The organism is Deltaproteobacteria bacterium HGW-Deltaproteobacteria-4 (assembly GCA_002841765.1).
In the GTDB taxonomy this organism is placed as follows: Bacteria; Desulfobacterota; Desulfuromonadia; order Desulfuromonadales; family UBA2197; genus UBA2197.
In genome coordinates this window covers 1-18,375 of record PHAV01000015.1, presented here as the reverse complement: position 1 = coordinate 18,375, position 18,375 = coordinate 1, and the positions used below count along the sequence as shown (strand labels likewise).

Here is an 18,375-nt window from a genome sequence, read left to right as displayed (position 1 = left end):
ATGAAGCAGTATTAAAAACCGCTGGTCGACGACAATAAATCAGGATTGTGATGAATCTATGACGATGCGCCCCTACTTTCCGCTGGCCCTGCAAACCAGCGCCGCTGCCTGCCAGCGGCTACAACTTGCCCCGTCACAATTGGCCCCCCCTCCTGGCAAGGAACGTTTTGCCCTGCGCCAGATCGCGGCGGCGATGCAGTCAAGCTTCTCCGCAGCCGCGCCGGGCGGGGCGCATGTCAACCTCTTTGCCCAACTCAGCCGCGCCTTCCGCCTTATTGCCGTGCGTTCCCTCGCAGCCCTCGCAGCCCCCGTGCCAGACGACGATTTTACCGCCACGGCAACGGCCTTTCTCCGTCTTTACCCGCCTGGCCGCCCCGCTGCAGAGGGGCCTGTCGCGCCGGTTGAAGTTGCTGCCGAACTCTTTATTCTCGCCGCGCAGAGTCAGAACGCTGCCGCCAGGCCGCTCCTCCCCCTCTTTGATCCCGTCGATCTCGATGCTGCGGTACCGTGGCGGCAAACCGTGCAACGGATCGATCGTCAGTTATTGCCGCCGGTGGAGCGAGCCGGGGGACAGAAGACCCTGCTGCAACTCCTCCTTGAACCGCTGTTGGCGGCGCCGGACTCCTTGGCCGGGCAACTGCGCTATGTCGGCGCCAATTGGGCTGATCTCCTCCCCCCGGAATTTCTCGACGAAATCACCCTGGCCTTTGCCCTGGTGGCGGAAGAAGAGGCGGTGCGTGGCGGCGGTCCCGGTCCGAGTGTTGCGCCGAGCTTCAGCCGCCATGACGCCGAAGAGGCCGAACGCTTCTCCGCGGACAGCGACTGGATGCCCCATGTTGTCCTCATCGCCAAAACCGTCTACGTCTGGCTCGATCAACTCTCCCGTCTTTATCAGCGCTCGATCACGCGGCTCGATGAAATTCCCGATGAAGAGCTGGAGATCCTGGCGCGGCGCGGTTTTACCTCCCTGTGGCTGATCGGCCTGTGGGAGCGCTCCACCGCCTCGGCGATCATCAAGCAGCGGATGGGGAATCATGACGCCGTCGCTTCGGCCTATTCCCTTTACGATTATGTCGTGGCCGCTGATCTCGGTGGCGAAGAAGCTCTTGAACGTCTCACCCAGCGCTGCCGGCAGCGCGGTCTCCGCCTCGCCTGCGACGTTGTCCCCAATCATACCGGCATCGATTCCCTGTGGAGCAAAGAACAGCCCGATTGGTTTATTCAGGTTGATTATCCCCCGTATCCGGCCTACTCCTTCAGTGGTCCGAATCTGGCGACGACCGATGGGCTCGAACTCTATATCGACGACGGTTACTGGAATCATACGGACGCGGCGGTGGTCTTCAAGCATGTGCAGAACGGCCGGACCCGTTACATCTACCACGGCAACGACGGCACCCATCTCCCCTGGAACGACACGGCCCAACTTAACTTCCTGCGCGAAGATGTGCGCGAAGCGATGATCTGCACCATCCTTGCTGTCGCTCGCCGTTTCAAGATTATCCGTTTCGATGCGGCGATGACTCTGGCGAAGAAGCATTTCGAGCGCCTCTGGTTCCCCCTTCCCGGTGCCGCCGGGGTGCCGAGCCGGGCCGAGCACACCTTGTCCCGCGAAGAATTCGAACGCCTCTTTCCGGTGGAGTTCTGGCGGCAGGTTGTCGATCGTGTTGCCGCCGAGGTGCCGGATACGCTCCTTCTCGCCGAAGCTTTCTGGCTGATGGAGGGCTACTTTGTCCGTACCCTCGGCATGCATCGCGTCTACAACAGCGCCTTCATGAACATGCTCAAGCGCGAAGAGAACGGCAAGTACCGCGGCGTCATCCGCCAGATCCTCGAATTCGACAGCGGCATCCTGCAGCGTTTTGTCAACTTCATGAATAATCCGGATGAAGAGACGGCCGTGGCCCAGTTCGGCAAAGGGGATAAATACTTTGCCGTTGCCACCCTCCTCGCCACCATGCCCGGCCTGCCGATGTTCGGGCATGGCCAGATTGACGGCTTTGAAGAGAAATACGGCATGGAGTACCGCCGCGCCCGTTTTCAGGAGATACCGGATACCGGGTTTATTTCCTATCATGAACGGACCATCTTCCCGCTGCTGCGCCGTCGCCCCCTCTTCAGCGGTGCCGATGCTTTTTACCTTTACGATTTCCTTTGCAATGGGGCTGTCAACGATAACGTCTTTGTCTACAGCAACCGCAAGGGCGGAGAGCGGGCGCTGGTGATTGTTCATAATTCCCACGGTGAGATCACCGGAGTGATCGGCACCAGTACCGGCAAGCGCATCAAGGAAGGCGAGGGCGAAGGCCTGATCGCTCCGCAACTCTATGACGGCCTTGGTCTGGGCGAGCACGATGCCCCCTTCTGGCGTTTTCGCGACGCGACCAGCGACCTGGAATATCTGCGCCGTCACGAGGATTTCTTCGGCAACAACTTCTCGCTGGCCCTCGGTTCCTACGGTGTCCATGTCTTTGTCGATTGGCAAGCGCTGGCTTGGGACGAGCACCTTGATGTCCTCTGCACCCGCCTCGGGGGGCAGCCGGTAGCGCAACTCGACCGCGAACTCATCGATCTCCGCTTTGCTCCCGAGCAAGCCGCCCTGTGTCGCCTCCTTTCGGAGGAAGGGCGGCGCGCCATCACCGCATGCACCGGTAAAAAGCCGACAGAGGCGGTCGGGGCTGTAGAGAGTGCTCTTGCCGACTTCTTCCTGCTCTTTGGCCAAAAACCCCTTCCCCTGACGACGCCTCAGTGTCAACTTGTCGAAGCAACGGCAAGCTCCTTGTCTCTGCTTGTCTGGGCGCTGCTGCGCCAGGCGAATGCCGGGGACGACCTCCCCGCGATCTTTGCTGCCAAAGGACTCGATCGCGTCGTCGGCGAAATCCTCGGTGATTCCACAGCTTCGGCCCTTTACCGGGCACTGTGGCGCCACCGCGCTGAGTTGGCTGATCTGTCACTGGCAGAACTTCTTCCTCATCTCTGCGCCGAGCCGTCGTTGCGCGCCGCCCTCAACTGGCATGCCTGGGAAGGGAAGAGCTATGTCGATCAGGGCGCGTTGACAACGCTGCTGCAGCGCCTGGAGGAGATCCTTGTCTTCGAACTGACCGGGGGAGTGGCAAAAGAGCGGCGCAAGGTCCGGGTGGCGGTTCTGCGTAGCGAAATCGCGGCGTTGGCGAAGAAGGCGGAGTTGAACGCGTATCAGGTGGAAAAGTTCTGTGACTTTGAGTAAGGTGGCGGCCGTGAAAATCCTGTTTGTTTCTTCCGAAGTGGCCCCCTTTGCCAAGACCGGCGGCCTGGCTGATGTCGCTGGCGCCCTCCCCAAAGCTTTGCGCAAGCTCGGTCACGATGTGCGTATTGTCATGCCGGCTTACCGGGGGGTGCTGTCGCGCTTTCCCTTTGCTGTCACCGGTATCAGCGTTCAGGTGCCGGTCGGCGGCTTTATCGAACAGGCGGACGTTTGGCAGGGGGAGATCGCCGGGGTTCCCGTCTACCTCGTCGATCACCCCGGCTACTTCAATCGTGAAGGTCTCTACGGTTCCACGGCTGGTGATTTCCCCGACAACGACGAACGCTTCGGCTTCTTTTGTCATGCGGCACTGGAACTCTGCAAGTGGCTCGATTTTGTGCCTGACGCCATTCACGGCAACGACTGGCAGTGCGGACTCCTCCCGGTCTTTTTGCACACCGTTTATCGTGCCGATCCCTTCTTCGCCGCCACCGGCACCCTCTTTACCATCCACAATCTCGGTTATCAGGGACACTTTCCGCCGACGCTGCTGAAACTGTTCGGCCTCCCTGCGGAGCTCAACCGTATCGACGCCCTGGAGTTTTACGGTGCCATTGCTCTGCTCAAAGGCGGAGTGGTCTTCTCTGATGTCGTCACCACGGTCTCCGACAGCTACTGTCGCGAGATTCAGACCCCGGAATACGGCCACGGCTTTGATGGTATCCTCCGGGCCCGACACAATCGCCTCTTCGGGGTTCTCAACGGCCTGGATCCCGACGATTGGGATCCGCAACTCCTCCCCGCACACCCCTTTTCCGTGCAGGATCTTGCCGGTAAGGCCGCCTGCAAGCGTGCCCTGCAGCAGGAACTCGGACTCAAGGCGGAGGCGGAGATCCCCTTGATCGTCATGGTCTCCCGCCTCGATCGTCAAAAGGGTTTTGAACTCATCGAGGAGGCCTGGGATGAGTTGATGGCTCTGCCGGTTCAGTTCGCCCTCCTTGGCAGTGGTAATCGTGAGCTGGAAGAGCGTTTTGCGACCCGCGCCCGCAAACATCGGGGGCGTTTTGCTTTGACCACCGGTTTTAATGAGGATCTTTCCCGGCGTTTTTACGCCGGTGGCGATCTTTTCCTGATGCCGAGTCTTTATGAACCGTGCGGTCTCAGTCAACTCATCGCCCTGCGCTACGGCACCCTGCCGGTTGTCCGCAGTACCGGCGGTCTCGCTGATACCATCATCGATCCGCAGCAGAATGTCGCGCACGCCAACGGTTTCAGTTTCGGCCCTTATACCGCCCCGGCACTCCTTGATTGCCTCGCCAGAGCCCTGCAGGTTTTCGCCACAAAAGCGTCGTGGCAGGGGATGATGCGCTACGCCATGAAACAGGAGTTTACCTGGCAAGTGGCCGCCCATCGCTATCTCGAACTTTATCGCCTCGCCCGGGAGGTCCGCCGTGACAGCAGAAGATAAAGAGCCCAAAGACATCCCGCCGGAGGGGAGCAGTCGCTTCAGCGAGCTCGAAGAATTGCAGCGGGAAATTGCCCACCGCATCAAGGATAATCAGCGCTTTCTCGAAGGCTTTCTGGCAGAGGATTATGCCGACGATGCTGATGAAGGTGAGGATGAAAATTCTGATTTTGAAGAGTTGTAGGAGTATGGAATCGTATCGATTGTAAGCTGGCTCTGCCTTGGAGGCCGCAAAATTCTCCTCGCGTCCCCCCACAGCGTGCTGCGGCCGTATATTGCGGCAGGAGGGAAGGAAGTCAGTAGTCAACAGCATCCGGAATTAGAAAAAATGGGCGACCCTTGGGTAAGGGCCGCCCATTTTTTGTCATTAAAAAAGTCGATTATCTGGTGGTTTTTAGTCCTCTCTCACTTGCCCGCGAGAAGCTGTGGCAGAATGAACAGTCGTACTTTTTGTCGGTGACGTGTTTGTCATGGATCCAGGTATAGCCGGAGTAGGATTCGTCTTCATGACACTGGGCACAGACGGCACTCTTTGCCGCCTTCAGGGCATAGCCCATGGCCGGGAGGTTCATCCGGGCGGTATTTTTGTGGCAGTCTGCGCACGCCAGCACGTTTCCGCTTGCAGTCGGCACTTCGTGGGTGATCAGCTGGAATTCGTCTGTTGCCACCCAGGAGTAGGGTTCGCCGGCTGAATAACCCATGTTAACCATCCCCTGATTCACGGCATCGGCGACGTTGCCGGTCTTGAAGTAGATACTGGTATCGACGGAAATCAGCTTTCTGCGCTCGATATTGAAAGGGGCTTCCGAGGTTTTGTATTTGAACGGATAGAGTTTGGTGCCGGCCGGGTCGGTGAGAGCGCCGTTCGGACGGGAAAGTTTATATGCCCCGGTCGCGGGATCGATGACCGGAGTATCAAGAAGGTTGCTCCCCCAGTTGCTGCCGTTCCAGAAGGCATATCGGGGACTCAGGTTGTTGGCCAGTGTGATCGTCGGCTCATAGCGGTTGAGGTTTGCGTTCCACTCAGAGGTTTTCCAGGTGCGGAAAGTTTCCGTGGCCTCGGTTGCGGCGGTGTCGGTGGCGTTCCTGGCGTAAGCGCGGATATGACAGGTCTGACACGATACGCGGCCGGTATGCCGGCTGACAGCGGCGGTCGAATGTCCTTCTATCAGGCTTGCTTTGCCCGGATGGCAGCTGCTGGTGGAACAGTTGATGGCCGCCGCCGATTCTTTCGGACGGAGGTCACTGCCGCGACCCGCCATCTTGTGGCTGCTGGTGGTGTGGCAGGACTGGCAGGGGAAATTGCCGCGACCGGTAGCCATGTGGACGTCAAAAGTGGCGTCGGTCGTTGCCCCGTGTGCCAGCGCCAGATCGCCGCGCTTGAAGTTGTCTCCGCCGCCGCCTTTGGCGTGGCACTGTAGACAGGTGGAGCGGGTCGGCTTGGTGACCGTCTGGACCGCCTGATCCATGGTGATGGTCATGGCCGCGGGATTGGGGGCATAGGTGCCGCCATAAATTGACCGGGTCCGTTTGTAATCTTTTTGATGGCAGATCAGACAATCGATGTTGTCGAGCTGGGAGTTATCGACAGTGGTGCTCGGCGGAATGCCCAAGCCGACGTGGCAGTTGCTGCAGCCAGAGTAGTTGTTCCAGTTGCCGAGGATATTGATGCAGTAAGAGTTCATAGCGGTGCTGTTGTCAAGAGTGGGGGAAAACTTCCCCTGAATGGCTGGTCCAGTGGTCATCCCGGAAGCCCCTTGCCATTGATAATGAACCGAGTGAAAGACGTCGTTTGCCTGCGTAGCATGGCAACTGCGACACATATTGTAGCCGCTCCAGGTCAGATTGGCGTGGGGATTGCCAGCCTGTGCGCTTTTGGTATAGGTCGAGGTTTTGACCGTTTCAGTATTTCCGGTGCTATCCTTGGAGAAATATTTTAACGTTGTCGTGGCAATGAAGGTCAGGGGGGTAGCGTAGACGGCGGAAGCGGTTGTCGGGGTGGTGCCGTTGGTGGTGTAGTAAGTCGTGCCGGTCTCGTTTCGGGTCAGAGTGACTGTAATTGATGAAGCGAAGCTGCTCCCCAGCGGTGAAACAGAGGTAACAGGAGCAGTGGTATCCGTCATGGAAGAAGCAACCGTTGGATAGGTATATCCCTTGGTCTCAACGTAGTTGTAAACAAATTTACCCCGGACTTCCCATTTGCCGGCAGCGGCTGTGGCGGGGAGGGTGTAATTGTAGGTATAGACGCCGTTGCCGACGCTGGTCATGCTTTTCTTGACCACTTCAGTCCCGGAAGGATTTTTGATTCGGACTTCCCGCGTCGTGGGGCGGGTGATCGGACTGCCGTCATTTTTTTTGTAAACGGCAGTGATCTTGATAAGTTCGCCTCTTGTGTAGCTCGTCTTGTTGGTGGAGACTGTCAGGGTGTCGGCAAAGGCGAAGGCCGGAATCAGGATGAGGGCTAACAAGAACAGCAACGGGCGACAGGTCCATCGTTGGAAGGTGCGTCTAATGCCGGTCATAATTTCTCCTTTTTCGTCGGGGGGTGGGGGACAAAAAAAGCCGGGTTGCCAAAACATCAAAAATGATATTTCGGCAACCCGGCTGTCTTAGTAAGACCCTTGGGCTTTCCGCCCCATCCTCACGGATGGTTTAGTATTGTCGTGTGTCAATATTTGTTTCTTATAAAGAAATAGCAAGGATTGAGGAGAAAATTCAAGACATTTATTTTTATAATTATATTATTAAAACATCCTTTTAATTGGGTTTTTTTATTGTTTTTCTATAGCCTGAAAAATGTGGTAGCGCTAAGCTGGGCAGGATAGATGAGTCAATAAGCTTCAAAAGCGGAGAGCGAGGCAAAATGGAGATGTGTGCGAACATGGCAACCCGGCAAGAAAGTGACAGCATGGGGACCGTGGAGGTTCCGGCGGACGCCTACTGGGGCGCCCAGACGCAGCGGGCTCTGCAGCACTTTGCCATCGGTACGGAGCGGATGCCGATCGAGGTGATCCATGCGCTGGTGCTGGTCAAGAAGAGTTGTGCGCAGGTGAGCGTAGCGGGGGGGCAGCTGGCGGCGGAGCGCGCCGCCTTGATTGTGGCCGCTTGTGACGAAATCCTCAGCGGCTCCTTTGACGAACACTTTGTCCTGCCGGTCTGGCAAAGCGGCAGCGGCACCCAGAGCAACATGAACGTCAACGAGGTTATCGCCAACCGCGCCAACGAACTCGCCGGCGGACAGCGCGGCGACAAAGCGCCGATCCATCCCAACGATCAGGTCAATCTGTCCCAGTCGACCAACGATGCCTTCCCCACCGCCATGCATCTCGCCGCCTTGACTGTACTCCACCAGCGCCTCTTGCCGGCCCTGACCGAGATGATCGCGCTTTTTCAATCCAAGGCGCAGGCTTACGCCGATGTCGTCAAGATCGGCCGCACCCATCTCCAGGATGCCACCCCCCTCACCGTCGGCCAGGAGATCTCCGGTTGGATCAGTCTGCTGGAACGGGATGTGGCGCGCCTGCATGCTGCCGCCGCCGGTCTTTGCGATCTTGCTATCGGCGGCACCGCCGTCGGCACCGGCCTGAATGCCCCGCAGGGCTTTGGCGCGGCGGTGGCAGCGCAACTCGCGATTGCCACCGGTCTAGCGCTCCGCTCCCACCCCAACAAGTTTGCCGCCCTTGCCAGTCACGACGAACTCCTCTTCTTTCACGCCGCCCTGGCGACGCTGGCAGCGTCCCTGACCAAGATTGCCAATGATATTCGCTGGCTCGCTTCCGGACCCCGCTGTGGCCTCGGCGAACTCCTCCTCCCCGAGAATGAGCCGGGGTCGTCGATCATGCCGGGCAAGGTCAATCCGAGTCAATGTGAAGCACTGTTGATGATCTGTATGCAGGTGCAGGGGAATCAGGTGGCGATGACGCTGGCGGGGAGTAACGGGAATTTTCAACTGAATGTCTGCAAGCCGGTGCTGATCCGTAATGCCCTGGAGTCGCTGCGCCTCCTCGGCGACGGTTGCCGCAGCTTCACGACCCATCTCCTGTCCGGACTGGAAATCGACCGGGAACGGATTGCCGCCCATCTCGCCAACTCTCTGATGCTGGTGACGGCGCTCAGTCCCCGTCTCGGTTACGACAAAGCGGCAGAGATTGCCCACCTTGCCCTGCATCACCGCCTCACTCTGCGCCAGGCCTGTTTACAGCTCGGTTATCTTGACGGTGAAAGCTTCGATGCTCTGGTCCGTCCGGAAAAGATGATTGGGGGGTAGAGACAATTCACAAATTGCCCACTAAGCGCGCTTCAGCGCCGGGTGCCAGTGCAGCGCCGCTTCCTGGGCGCGGGCCGAGATGTCGATGCGGGCGTCGGCTAACGCCCAAAGAACGATCTGTCCCCTCCGGGTGGCGGTGAACACTTCTCCTTCACGCAGTAAAAAGTCGCGGCTGTCGCCAGTCTGAGTCAGCCAGATGCGGCCGCTGCGGCAGACAATCCGTAAATTCTCCGGCACCGGGTTGATGCTCATCGTCTCATTTTCCGGCAGTAAAATGTCCATCTCTTCTCTCCTTGCAGCTTGATGCCGACTGTAGCGTTATCCTATTCCGTTGCAACCTCCCTCGCCAGATACAGCCATGAATATTTGTATCCAACACAGATTGCCTTTACAGAAACTGTACCCTTCGTTTACTGTGGCGACTGTGTCTGTGCAGAAGGATGAGGATCGATAAGAATAGTGAAGTTCGTCAGTCGTGTTTGAGGAGGTAGAAGCGTGAGTGAGAGTGTGGTCAAGGCGGCAGCGGTTCGCATCCCCCTGTACGAAGAGTTGGCGGGAAAGATTGCTTACCTGATCAGTGAGGGGACCTATCGCCCCGGCGAGCGGGTGCCGTCGATCCGGGCAATGAGTCGGCAGATGCAGATGAGCATCAATACCGTCAAGGAATCCTACGTCCTCCTCGAAAACCGCCGTTTGATCGCGGCGCGACCGCAGTCGGGCTACTATGTTTGCGGCCGCCTCCCCGAGGAGCTGCCGCCACCGACCCTGGCCGCAAAAGAGATCTGCCCGATGGCGGTCGACAACTCCGAAGTGACAGCGATGGTGATGCGTGACATCAGCAATCCCGACCTCACTTACTTCGGCTGCGCCATGCCTAATCCCGAACAGTTGCCGATCGACAAGCTCAACCGTATGCTCTCCAGCGAGGCGCGGCGTTTCCGCACCCAGAGCGTCTCCTATGCGATGCCGCCGGGAAACCCGCGCCTGCGCAAGGAGGTGGCACAGCGCCTGGTGTTGAGCGGCTGTGCCCTGCGCCCCGAGGAGATCGTTATCACCGAAGGGTGCAGCGAAGCCGTCTTTCTGGCGCTGCGCACGGTCTGCCGCCCCGGCGACACCATCGTCGTCGAGTCGCCGGTTTACTACAATTTTTTGCAGCTGATCCAGGAACTCGGTCTCAAGACCCTGGAGATCCCAAGCAGTCCGGTGGATGGCATGTCACTGGAGGTCCTCCGTTACGTCCTGGAGCACAATGACGTCCGCGCCTGCGTGGTGGTAAGTAACTTCAACAATCCCCTCGGCTTCGTCATGCCCGATGCGCGCAAGCGGGAATTGGTCGAACTCCTCGCTGCCCGTGACATCCCCCTGATCGAAGACGATATCTACGGCGATCTCGCCTTTGACGGCAGTCGGCCGACGGTGGCCAAGCAGTGGGACAAAAAAGGCCTCGTCCTGCTCTGCTCCTCTTTTTCCAAGACTATCGCCCCCGGCTACCGCATCGGCTGGATTGCAGCCGGCCGTTTTCAGGAGAAGATTGAGCGGCTGAAGATGTTGACGACCATCGCTTCGCCGTCGCCGACGCAGATGGCTGTGGCGGAGTTCCTCGCCAATGGCGGCTACGATCATCATCTCCGCACCATCCGCAAGATCTACGCGAGCAAGGTGGCGCAGATGGCGGCAGCGGTTGGCTGTCATTTTCCGGCGGGGACGCGGGTCTCGCGACCGAAGGGGGGATTTTCGCTGTGGGTGGAGATGCCCGAGGGGGTCGACGCCATGCGTCTATATCATCAGGCGCTGACAGCGGGAATCTCGATTGCGCCGGGGAATCTCTTCTCGGCAGCGGGGAAGTTTACCAACTGTATCCGGCTCAATGCTGCTTTCTGGAGCCAGGGGGAGGATGGCAAGATTGCGCGGTTAGGAGTGCTCGCCGGTGGGGGTGATTGGTAGTGGCGCACACACAGGTGCGCCACTACGATTTTTCTTCCTCAGCTTTCCGGTTCAACTCGTCATAGAGGGCAATCTGCTCGGCCATACTTCCGTATTTACAGCAACTCTTCTTCGTCTTCAGACAAAGCCGACAGCGATCGTCCGAACACCACTGGCAGCATTGACAGTCCGGGCAGGGGTGTTTCTTTTCGTTCATGACCGCTCCGGGGCAAGGAGTTCCTGGCGGAGGAGGACGCGGCGCCGCCAGATCAGGTAGAAGTTTTCACAGAATTCGCTGGCGACCAGCAGGAAGACGGCGATGGCAATCCCCGGTACCGGGACCGGGAAGAGCAGCATGATCCCCCAGACCAGGAGGAGGAAGGCAACCTTGTAGGCGGTCGAACGCCCGAGCTCAAAGGTGCGGTGCTGCGTGGTGAAGTAGCCGCGCAGGACGTTGGTCGAGCCGTAAAGAAGAGGGTAAAGGGCGCTGCACGCCAGGGGGATGGCGATATAGTCGCGCATCTCAAGATCGAGCCCCATCAGACCGCCGAGGACCGGAGTGCGCAGCGGGAAGGCGATCAGCAGGAGACCGAGGGCGAGAAGGCCGCCGGCCCAGCGGTGAAAGCGGATCATCGTCGCAAAGTCCTCGGGGCGGCGCACCAGGGATTGATAGGTCTGTTGCAGGTTGCGTAGCGGTCCGGCGAGGAGGAAGAGGAAGCCGCGCAGCACCCCGTAAGCAGCGAGGGCGAGGGTCGCATCGGGGAGGCGGCCGAGAAGGGCGCTGATCAGCAGGGGAATCGCTTGCTGAAAACAGGAGGCATACGCGAGGTGAAAGCCGAAGCGGAGGATCTCCCACGCCCCTTTTTCGTCGAGATCAGGGAGCGCCACCGGTTTGGGCATGCGCAGGGCAATGATGCCGACGATGATCGTTTCGATCGTGACGCAGCCGAAGAGCCCGACGGCGCCGAGGGTGATGCCGCTCAGCCAGCGGCTGCCGAGGCCGAGAATGACAAAGAGGGCGACAACCCGAATCAGGGTGGCGCTGGAGAGGAGGGCGGTGCGGCGCTGCTGCATCAGCAATCCCTGGAAGAAGCCACGAAAGCCGGTGATAAAGGGGAGGAAAGCGAGGATGCCGAGGGCCCGCTTGGCTTCCCGGGTGATAATGGCGTCGATGCCGAGAAAGCTTTGCAGGAGGTAGTCGCCGATCGGGGTGAAGGCGATCAGGCACAGCATCAGTGACACATAGCTCGCCACCACCAGGACGAAGATCACCGTGCCGCGATACGATTTGCGTCCGCGCACCATGGCGATGGTCACCGAGTGGTTCTGGTAGGACGGAGAAGCAAGGAAGATGTGGATGACCATCGCCACCGAGAAGGCAGCGAGAGCGACGATCTGTTCGGCAGAGCGGGCAAGAAAGGCGTTGATGATGGAGTGGGAGATACTCATCAGCTGAACATTGAGGAGCATCGGCAGAAAGAAGAGGGCGATCTCGCGCTGGGTGAGAAGGGGTGGTGCGTCGATCCCGGGTTGGGTCACAGCAGGACCTGTAACAGTTCCGTGGCATTATCGACGCGGTGGTTCGGCTTGCAACCGCCGTCGTCGCCAAAACCCCAGGTACAGAAGCAGACATCGAGCCCGGCGGCCTGCCCCGATTTCAGGTCGGTGTGGTGGTCGCCGATCATGATCGCCCCTGCTGCCGTCGCGTCGAGGCGGTGCAGGGCGACTTTGATTGGCGTCGGATCCGGCTTCTTTACCGGACAGCTGTCGCCGCCGATGACCACCGCAAAGTAGCGGTTCAGATCGAGGGCGTGAAGAAGGTCCATGGTCAGCTGGTAGGGCTTATTCGTCACCACTGCCAGAGGGCGATCCGAAAAGCGATCCAGACAGGTCCGGATGCCGGGGTAGAGAGTCGTTTCTTCGGCAAGATGTTCGCTGTAGAGGGTGAGGAAGCGCTGCAGGTGGGAAGGAGAGAAGAGGTCGTCGCCGAGGACGCGGCGCACCAGCAGCGTTGCCCCGTCACCGACGCAGGCGCGCACTGCCGGGATGGTCACGGGTGACAGGTTCAGTTCCCCTCGCAACAGGTTGAGCGCGGTGGTGAGATCGGCGAGGGAGTCGATCAGGGTGCCGTCGAGATCAAAGAGGATCGGCGCGTAGGACATCAGGCTTGTATCCCCCGCGCGCCGAAGATTGCGGTCCCCACCCGCACCAGGGTCGCTCCTTCTTCGATGGCGATTTCAAAGTCATGACTCATCCCCATGGAGAGTTCGCGCATGACGACGCCGTCAATTTGGCATGCATTTATCTGGAGGGCCAGCTCCCGCAGGCGGCGGAAATAGGGGCGCACCTCTTCGGCATCTTCCAGGTAGGGGGGGAGGGCCATCAGACCGCAGATCTGTAAATGCGGCAGGGTGGCGATGCGGCGCACCAGGGCGATGGCGGCGTCCGTGCTTGCTCCCCCCTTTGATTCCTCGTCGCCGAGGTTGACTTCGATGAGGATCTCCAGAATACGATCGAGCTTCCCCCATTGCCGCTCAAGTTCCTCAGCCAGCGAGAGGCGATCGACGGAGTGGATCATCGCCACCTTGCCGGCGAGATATTTGACCTTGTTGCTCTGCAGCGAGCCGATAAAGTGCCACTGCACCGGCGCGGAGACTTCCTCCGCCTTGGCAACAAATTCCTGCACATAATTTTCGCCGAAGATCTCCTGTCCGGCCGCGGCAGCCGCGTCGACACTGACAGCCGGATGGGTCTTGGAGACCGCCACCAGGCGCACAGTGCCGGGATCGCGCTGGCAGCGTTGGCAGGCGGCGTCGATACGGGCGCGGATATTGGCAATGTTGCTGGCTATGGTCATGGGATCTTTCTTTCTATCTGAAACCTTACCACCCCTTGCCCCTCCTTGAATAAGGGTGGGACTCAGGCTTTAAGCTCCCCTTCTTACTTAAGGAGGACCCTCTGGGGCCTAAAGGGTTGGGGGTGGTCGAATTAACGGTCGGTTGTAAAAAGTTTCACCGCACCCATATGTTCGAGAGCGTCGATCACTTCACAAAGCGGTAGGCCGACGACATTGGTATAGCTGCCGTTGATCGCCTGCACCATGAAGGCACCGATCCCCTGGATTGCGTAAGCACCGGCCTTGTCAAAGGGCTCTCCACTGGCAATGTAGCCACTGATTTCCGCTGCTGTCAACTCCTTGAAGCGGACCGCGGTACTCACCACTTCGCTGATCGTCGTCCTCTGCTCGCGATCATGCACGGCAAAGCCGGTCAGGACCTCATGACTGCGCCCGGAGAGGGAGGTGAGCATCGCTGCCGCATCGGCCGCATCCACCGGTTTGCCGAGAATGGAGTCGTCGCGCACCACCACTGTGTCACTGCCGATGAACCAGCGACCGGGGATATCCGCGCGATTGGCGATCTCCAGAGCTTTTTCATGGGACAAACGCAGGACATGCTCACGCGGCGATTCGCCGGGCAGGTGATCTTCATTGATATGACTGGGGATGACGGCACAGTCAACGCCGACGCGTTCCAGAAGTTCTTTGCGCCGCGGCGAAGCCGAAGCAAGGACGATAGCCGGGGGAATGGTCATGAAAATTACTCTTTCGAATAGATAGATGCGGATGCTGTCGATGTGGGAAGATAGGGTGCGAGCCCGCTTCCTGTCAATAAGAATGGCGGCAGCGGCTGCTGCCTGTCCCCAATAAAATGTATTGTCTGCCAATCGGAAGTATGTTATAAACCGCTCCTCAATAATTGAGTGTATGCATGGAGAGGTGGCCGAGTCGGCTGAAGGCGCTCGCCTGCTAAGCGAGTGTACGGGGTAAACCTGTACCGAGGGTTCGAATCCCTCCCTCTCCGCCATACAGAAAATTGTTGACACCATCGCTCGTTTTACGGATCAGAAGGCCGGGGATTCGAATTCCTCGAGGCGCACCATAAAAACAAGGACTTAGCTCTTAATTGGGCTAAGTCCTTTGTCGTTTTACCCCCTGGAGGTTCCGTAGAGGTTCCGGTGAAAGCTCAGTTTCTCGTTTTCGCCCCTGGCCTGGAACCTCGCAGGTAGGACTACCGTTTTCCCCTTTTTACCCCTTCCCTTTGCAGCATCCCCGGAGCTGTCCCGCGCTGTTTTTCCTCCTACAAAAACAAACGGCCCGAAAATTCCATCTCTCAGGTTCCACGGACCCCCGTTTATCGACCGGATATGCCTTTCTTTTACCCCTTTCGCTCAGGCTACGGGGCAAAGAAGGGCCCCGGACAGAGAGAAGAATTTAACCGTTTCTGCTCGCCTTTAGCACCTGCGCCCATAAGTGCTTCAGTTGGAAAGTTATAGTTACCTAAAGAATTTTGAGTGAAACCCTGTAGCGTCTGGAATCACGCTTTGCTCAAGCTTGCCGCCATTCTCGAACACATTGAATCCGCCTTGGATGTTTGGCGCGGTGTACAATATGTGCTTTCCCATTGCATCCGAGACGTCTACTCCACCAAAAATATTGGACCTAGTTACATGGGTGACGTTGCCCATTTCATCTCTAACATCTTCCCCACCAAAAATGTTCGGTGTGGTATGAGAAACCTGGTGGCCATCTTGAATCAGGTCGGTCCCTCCAAAAATGTTTTCATGCGTCTGCGCAATTGGCATTCCATCGGAATCCGAAAGGTCAACGCCCCCAAAGATGTTTGCAATCCCCTTGATGATTTCCATTATCTTTCCTCCTCAGCCAAATATGCGTTTTTCTGCCGCCTTTAAATCAACCTCTGTTTTTTCGCAAAACTTGAAAAAGTGGTCTAAAGAATACCCCTTGCATGACAACTCGGTAAGCACTGCAACCACGGCTTGATCGTGAACCTCCATGAATTTTGTTTCCATATATAATTTTGCTGACTCTCCCGATTTCACTATCTTTTCTCTGACCGCCATTACGCCATCTTCATACTCGCCAAACACTTGGGCGTATTTCTGGGCCCTCGCCTCCCTCGCCTTATCCTTGTCGCTGGAACCCTTAAAGCAAGAGATAAGGGCCGGGATTCCAATTAGCGGATTTGCTGCGGCGAGCGCCCCAGCCCCAAAATGCTTCGCGGCATCAGTCCAGTCAAACTCTCCTTTTATATCTTCGGTAAACATATTTAGGTTTGACTGTAGCCACGATCTTCTTTGCTCAATCTCTCTTAAGTCGGAAAGGTACTGTGTGCAGTTTGATTGCAAAATACTGCAGATTTTTGCTTTCTGGGATGCTCTCATATCAGCAGTAAGCGCATATTGAGAGGACTCTTTTTCAAACGCTTGTCCGGAAAAAACTTCTCCAATTGTCTCATCATACCCGCCAATAATCATCTCAGCGCAGTTTTCTATTTCTTTTTCCAAGGCAGTTTTAAAATTCCCAAAATTAACTGCGTCATAGGAAACAGCACAGAGGTCCAGGAATGCCTCTCTTGGACTTGAGTCTTTCCTTGAGTTGTATAACTCATACGCTTGATCGAGTTTTCCGTACCCTTCATCGAAGGGAGATAGCATGACAGCTTCGGTGTGCTCGGCGTAAAGCTTTGAAGTCCTCTTACATTGCGACCGGTACTCAGAAATTTTTAGCTCATATGGGTTTATTTTGGGTCGTTGTTCTGATTGTGCAGCCTGCTGTTGAGGCTTCCGATCCTTTGTCGCTGACTGTTCATTCGATGGTGAATGATGAGACTGCGCCTTTCTAGAACCCAACAACCAGCCGATAAGAAGAACTACAGTAAAGCCTAAAACCAGTATCGCAATGTCTTTGGTGTCCACGTAATTCTCCTATCTCTGGACCTAGACAAAAAATGTCGAGTAATTCCCTACCCATACAGTTCAATTTATTCCAGGCTTTTAATTTCAACATCAGGGAAATTCTTCCCCCATACTCGTTTGATCTTTTCTCCTTGATCAGAGCAGACTTTTTCCCTCAGTTCATATTTATCTCGTAATTCTTGATCATTGATTTTAATGGCCATAGTTGATCCTTCCATTGCACTAACAAGACCAATCGAATTATCTGTATATGCCTTTTGAATTTCTACTAGACTCATGTCGTTTAACTCTGCGTAGTCATAGGTTAAGCACTCAGCCCATGCGCTCACAGAAAACATCATCAAAACCAAAACCAGTAAAAACTTCTTCATATCTCCTCCTCCTTGTAAATGGTTAAGTTAATCGCCACCGTTGGCATCAAATATGCCCCCTTTGTCATTAATAACAGCAACCTCAGGGATCAGAGATTGCGTTCAGATACAGGTTAAAGGTTGGTTGATTAACGCACCATTCCGCTTACAGCCCTCCAGAGCATCCTCGTCCTTGACATCTTTGCCGTCTGGGGATCGCCTGTAGTCGAGCCAGTTCAACCAACTTGACCACAGCGGATCCTCCGGCTTGAGTTCCTGGACAACGACCCCTCCCCCGCATCGGTAAGACCCATCGACCAGTTCAATCGGACCGTCGATCAAGTGGAAGGGGTGTCTCCCCATAGCTTGATCCCAACCAAGATCCAGGAAACATGCACCACCGTCTTGGTGCATAAACACAAACTCTGAAATGCGGCGACCGCCGATCGGATGAATGACTAAATATGGTTTCACCATGTATGTTAAATCTCCAAGATTAAACAGGAACCTCGCAGGTAGGACTGCCGTTTTCCCCTTTTCACCCCCTCCCTTTGCAGCCTCCTCGGAGCTGTCCCGCGCTGTTTTTCCTCCTACAAAAACAAACGGCCCGAAAATTCCATCCTTCAGGTTCCATGCACCCCCGCTTATCGACCGGAAATGCCCATCTTTCGCCCCTTTCGCTCAGGCTAAGGGGCAAAGAAGGGCAACCGGATAGAGAGAAGATTTTAGCCGTTTTTGCTCGCCTTTAGCTCCTGCTTCTCTCCCAAGACTTCAACAGCAGATTAGCCAAACTGTCAAGAGCCATCCTTCATTCAACGGGGAGCCCGGTTCACCCGCTTCGCCCGGTCGGTTTTCTAGGCGTGGCGGCGTGCAACCAGCGGTTTGGGACATTTTTTTGTCAAGGTGTAGACGCGACACCTATTCCCTACTCCCAATCAGGTAAGCGAGTACATTTAGATCGATTTCCATGCGTTTCCTCCGTTGAATGTCTTGACTTTATCAGGATTGTCCCAGGTAGCTTTTGATTTCTTCGATAAAAGGAGCGCCGTAATGTTGTAATTTGAGACGGCCGACGCCGTTGATGCGCAGCAGTGCTTCCGGTGTAGTCGGGTGATACGTGGCCATCTCCGCCAGGGTGATATCGCTGAAAATGACGTAAGAGGGGACGCAGGCATCATCACCCAGTCTTTTGCACAGAGCCGACAGTGTATCGAAGAGATCCTGATCGTAGTCGAGTGGTTCGCCGGGCTTTGTTGCACAACTAATATCAAGCGAGGGTGTAAAAAACTTTGTGTAAATGGTCATCGTCGGTTACAACCCGTAACCACTGGAGGAACCGATGGCCATACCGAAAGACGTGCTCGACTGC

16 protein-coding genes, 1 tRNA gene and 1 riboswitch are annotated in these 18,375 nt (G+C 56.8%); of the genes, 6 read left to right on the top strand and 11 right to left on the bottom strand.

Annotation, left to right across the window (positions count from 1 at the left end; all coding sequences use genetic code 11):
• The first annotated feature begins 58 nt into the window (after positions 1 to 58).
• Genes CVU69_10555 through CVU69_10545 form a run of 3 tightly spaced genes read left to right on the top strand, consistent with a single transcriptional unit; the run spans position 59 to position 4,872 of the window.
• The gene (locus CVU69_10555; protein ID PKN11776.1) at positions 59 to 3,226 is read left to right on the top strand and encodes an alpha-amylase; all 3,168 of its coding nucleotides are present in this window, start codon (positions 59 to 61) and stop codon (positions 3,224 to 3,226) included.
• A gap of 10 nt (positions 3,227 to 3,236) precedes the next feature.
• Complete coding sequence (locus CVU69_10550; GenBank protein PKN11775.1) at positions 3,237 to 4,691, top strand: glycogen synthase GlgA; 1,455 nt, start codon at positions 3,237 to 3,239, stop codon at positions 4,689 to 4,691.
• Positions 4,675 to 4,872 (top strand): hypothetical protein, encoded by a 198-nt coding sequence (locus CVU69_10545; protein PKN11774.1) that lies wholly within the window; start codon positions 4,675 to 4,677, stop codon positions 4,870 to 4,872. Before CVU69_10550 ends, CVU69_10545 begins: the two co-directional genes overlap by 17 nt.
• Before the next feature lie 196 nt (positions 4,873 to 5,068).
• On the opposite strand, the gene CVU69_10540 is transcribed toward CVU69_10545, so the two are convergent.
• Entirely contained in the window at positions 5,069 to 7,210 is a 2,142-nt protein-coding gene (locus CVU69_10540; protein ID PKN11773.1) for an alpha-2-macroglobulin, read from the bottom strand.
• A 69-nt stretch (positions 7,211 to 7,279) separates the two neighbouring features.
• A riboswitch (cyclic di-GMP riboswitch) is annotated at positions 7,280 to 7,355 on the bottom strand.
• A 214-nt stretch (positions 7,356 to 7,569) separates the two neighbouring features.
• On the opposite strand from CVU69_10540, the gene fumC reads away from it, so the two are divergent.
• The gene (gene fumC, locus CVU69_10535) at positions 7,570 to 8,955 is read left to right on the top strand and encodes a class II fumarate hydratase (protein PKN11772.1); all 1,386 of its coding nucleotides are present in this window, start codon (positions 7,570 to 7,572) and stop codon (positions 8,953 to 8,955) included.
• A gap of 21 nt (positions 8,956 to 8,976) precedes the next feature.
• Here the strand turns inward: fumC and CVU69_10530 are convergent, their stop codons facing one another.
• Positions 8,977 to 9,237 (bottom strand): hypothetical protein, encoded by a 261-nt coding sequence (locus tag CVU69_10530; GenBank protein PKN11771.1) that lies wholly within the window; start codon positions 9,235 to 9,237, stop codon positions 8,977 to 8,979.
• 249 nt (positions 9,238 to 9,486) lie between these two features.
• On the opposite strand from CVU69_10530, the gene CVU69_10525 reads away from it, so the two are divergent.
• Positions 9,487 to 10,899: a GntR family transcriptional regulator gene (locus CVU69_10525; GenBank protein ID PKN11826.1), complete on the top strand. Its 1,413-nt coding sequence runs from the start codon at positions 9,487 to 9,489 to the stop codon at positions 10,897 to 10,899.
• A 192-nt stretch (positions 10,900 to 11,091) separates the two neighbouring features.
• Here the strand turns inward: CVU69_10525 and CVU69_10520 are convergent, their stop codons facing one another.
• From CVU69_10520 to CVU69_10505, 4 genes are all read right to left on the bottom strand, one after another.
• Complete coding sequence (locus CVU69_10520; GenBank protein PKN11825.1) at positions 11,092 to 12,402, bottom strand: hypothetical protein; 1,311 nt, start codon at positions 12,400 to 12,402, stop codon at positions 11,092 to 11,094.
• An 11-nt stretch (positions 12,403 to 12,413) separates the two neighbouring features.
• Positions 12,414 to 13,040: an HAD family hydrolase gene (locus CVU69_10515; GenBank protein PKN11770.1), complete on the bottom strand. Its 627-nt coding sequence runs from the start codon at positions 13,038 to 13,040 to the stop codon at positions 12,414 to 12,416.
• On the bottom strand, positions 13,040 to 13,735 hold the full coding sequence (locus CVU69_10510; GenBank protein PKN11769.1) for a YggS family pyridoxal phosphate-dependent enzyme: 696 nt from the start codon (positions 13,733 to 13,735) through the stop codon (positions 13,040 to 13,042). Before CVU69_10510 ends, CVU69_10515 begins: the two co-directional genes overlap by 1 nt.
• Before the next feature lie 131 nt (positions 13,736 to 13,866).
• Positions 13,867 to 14,472, bottom strand: coding sequence for a septum formation inhibitor Maf (locus CVU69_10505; GenBank protein PKN11768.1), 606 nt, complete (start codon positions 14,470 to 14,472; stop codon positions 13,867 to 13,869).
• A gap of 178 nt (positions 14,473 to 14,650) precedes the next feature.
• Between CVU69_10505 and CVU69_10500 the strand changes: the two genes are divergently transcribed.
• Positions 14,651 to 14,744 (top strand) — tRNA-Ser (locus CVU69_10500).
• Between the two features lie 469 nt (positions 14,745 to 15,213).
• On the opposite strand, the gene CVU69_10495 is transcribed toward CVU69_10500, so the two are convergent.
• The 5 genes from CVU69_10495 to CVU69_10475 all read right to left on the bottom strand — a co-directional run bounded on the left by CVU69_10495 (position 15,214) and on the right by CVU69_10475 (position 18,311).
• Positions 15,214 to 15,585 (bottom strand): hypothetical protein, encoded by a 372-nt coding sequence (locus CVU69_10495; protein ID PKN11767.1) that lies wholly within the window; start codon positions 15,583 to 15,585, stop codon positions 15,214 to 15,216.
• A gap of 12 nt (positions 15,586 to 15,597) precedes the next feature.
• Entirely contained in the window at positions 15,598 to 16,656 is a 1,059-nt protein-coding gene (locus tag CVU69_10490; GenBank protein PKN11766.1) for a hypothetical protein, read from the bottom strand.
• Between the two features lie 65 nt (positions 16,657 to 16,721).
• Positions 16,722 to 17,027: a hypothetical protein gene (locus tag CVU69_10485; protein PKN11765.1), complete on the bottom strand. Its 306-nt coding sequence runs from the start codon at positions 17,025 to 17,027 to the stop codon at positions 16,722 to 16,724.
• A 102-nt stretch (positions 17,028 to 17,129) separates the two neighbouring features.
• Positions 17,130 to 17,483, bottom strand: coding sequence for a hypothetical protein (locus tag CVU69_10480; GenBank protein PKN11764.1), 354 nt, complete (start codon positions 17,481 to 17,483; stop codon positions 17,130 to 17,132).
• Between the two features lie 522 nt (positions 17,484 to 18,005).
• The gene (locus tag CVU69_10475) at positions 18,006 to 18,311 is read right to left on the bottom strand and encodes a hypothetical protein (protein ID PKN11763.1); all 306 of its coding nucleotides are present in this window, start codon (positions 18,309 to 18,311) and stop codon (positions 18,006 to 18,008) included.
• Between the last annotated feature and the right edge of the window lie 64 nt (positions 18,312 to 18,375).

What these genes read in the sequence shown, in the direction of transcription:
- CVU69_10505 (PKN11768.1), bottom strand. Translation starts at nt 14,472, where the DNA reads ATGACCATTCCCCCGGCTATCGTCCTTGCTTCGGCTTCGCCGCGGCGC.
- CVU69_10515 (PKN11770.1), bottom strand. Translation starts at nt 13,040, where the DNA reads ATGTCCTACGCGCCGATCCTCTTTGATCTCGACGGCACCCTGATCGAC.
- CVU69_10555 (PKN11776.1), top strand. Translation starts at nt 59, where the DNA reads ATGACGATGCGCCCCTACTTTCCGCTGGCCCTGCAAACCAGCGCCGCT.
- CVU69_10475 (PKN11763.1), bottom strand. Translation starts at nt 18,311, where the DNA reads ATGACCATTTACACAAAGTTTTTTACACCCTCGCTTGATATTAGTTGT.
- CVU69_10510 (PKN11769.1), bottom strand. Translation starts at nt 13,735, where the DNA reads ATGACCATAGCCAGCAACATTGCCAATATCCGCGCCCGTATCGACGCC.
- CVU69_10540 (PKN11773.1), bottom strand. Translation starts at nt 7,210, where the DNA reads ATGACCGGCATTAGACGCACCTTCCAACGATGGACCTGTCGCCCGTTG.
- CVU69_10495 (PKN11767.1), bottom strand. Translation starts at nt 15,585, where the DNA reads ATGGAAATCATCAAGGGGATTGCAAACATCTTTGGGGGCGTTGACCTT.
- CVU69_10485 (PKN11765.1), bottom strand. Translation starts at nt 17,027, where the DNA reads ATGAAGAAGTTTTTACTGGTTTTGGTTTTGATGATGTTTTCTGTGAGC.
- CVU69_10480 (PKN11764.1), bottom strand. Translation starts at nt 17,483, where the DNA reads ATGGTGAAACCATATTTAGTCATTCATCCGATCGGCGGTCGCCGCATT.
- CVU69_10530 (PKN11771.1), bottom strand. Translation starts at nt 9,237, where the DNA reads ATGGACATTTTACTGCCGGAAAATGAGACGATGAGCATCAACCCGGTG.
- fumC (PKN11772.1), top strand. Translation starts at nt 7,570, where the DNA reads ATGGCAACCCGGCAAGAAAGTGACAGCATGGGGACCGTGGAGGTTCCG.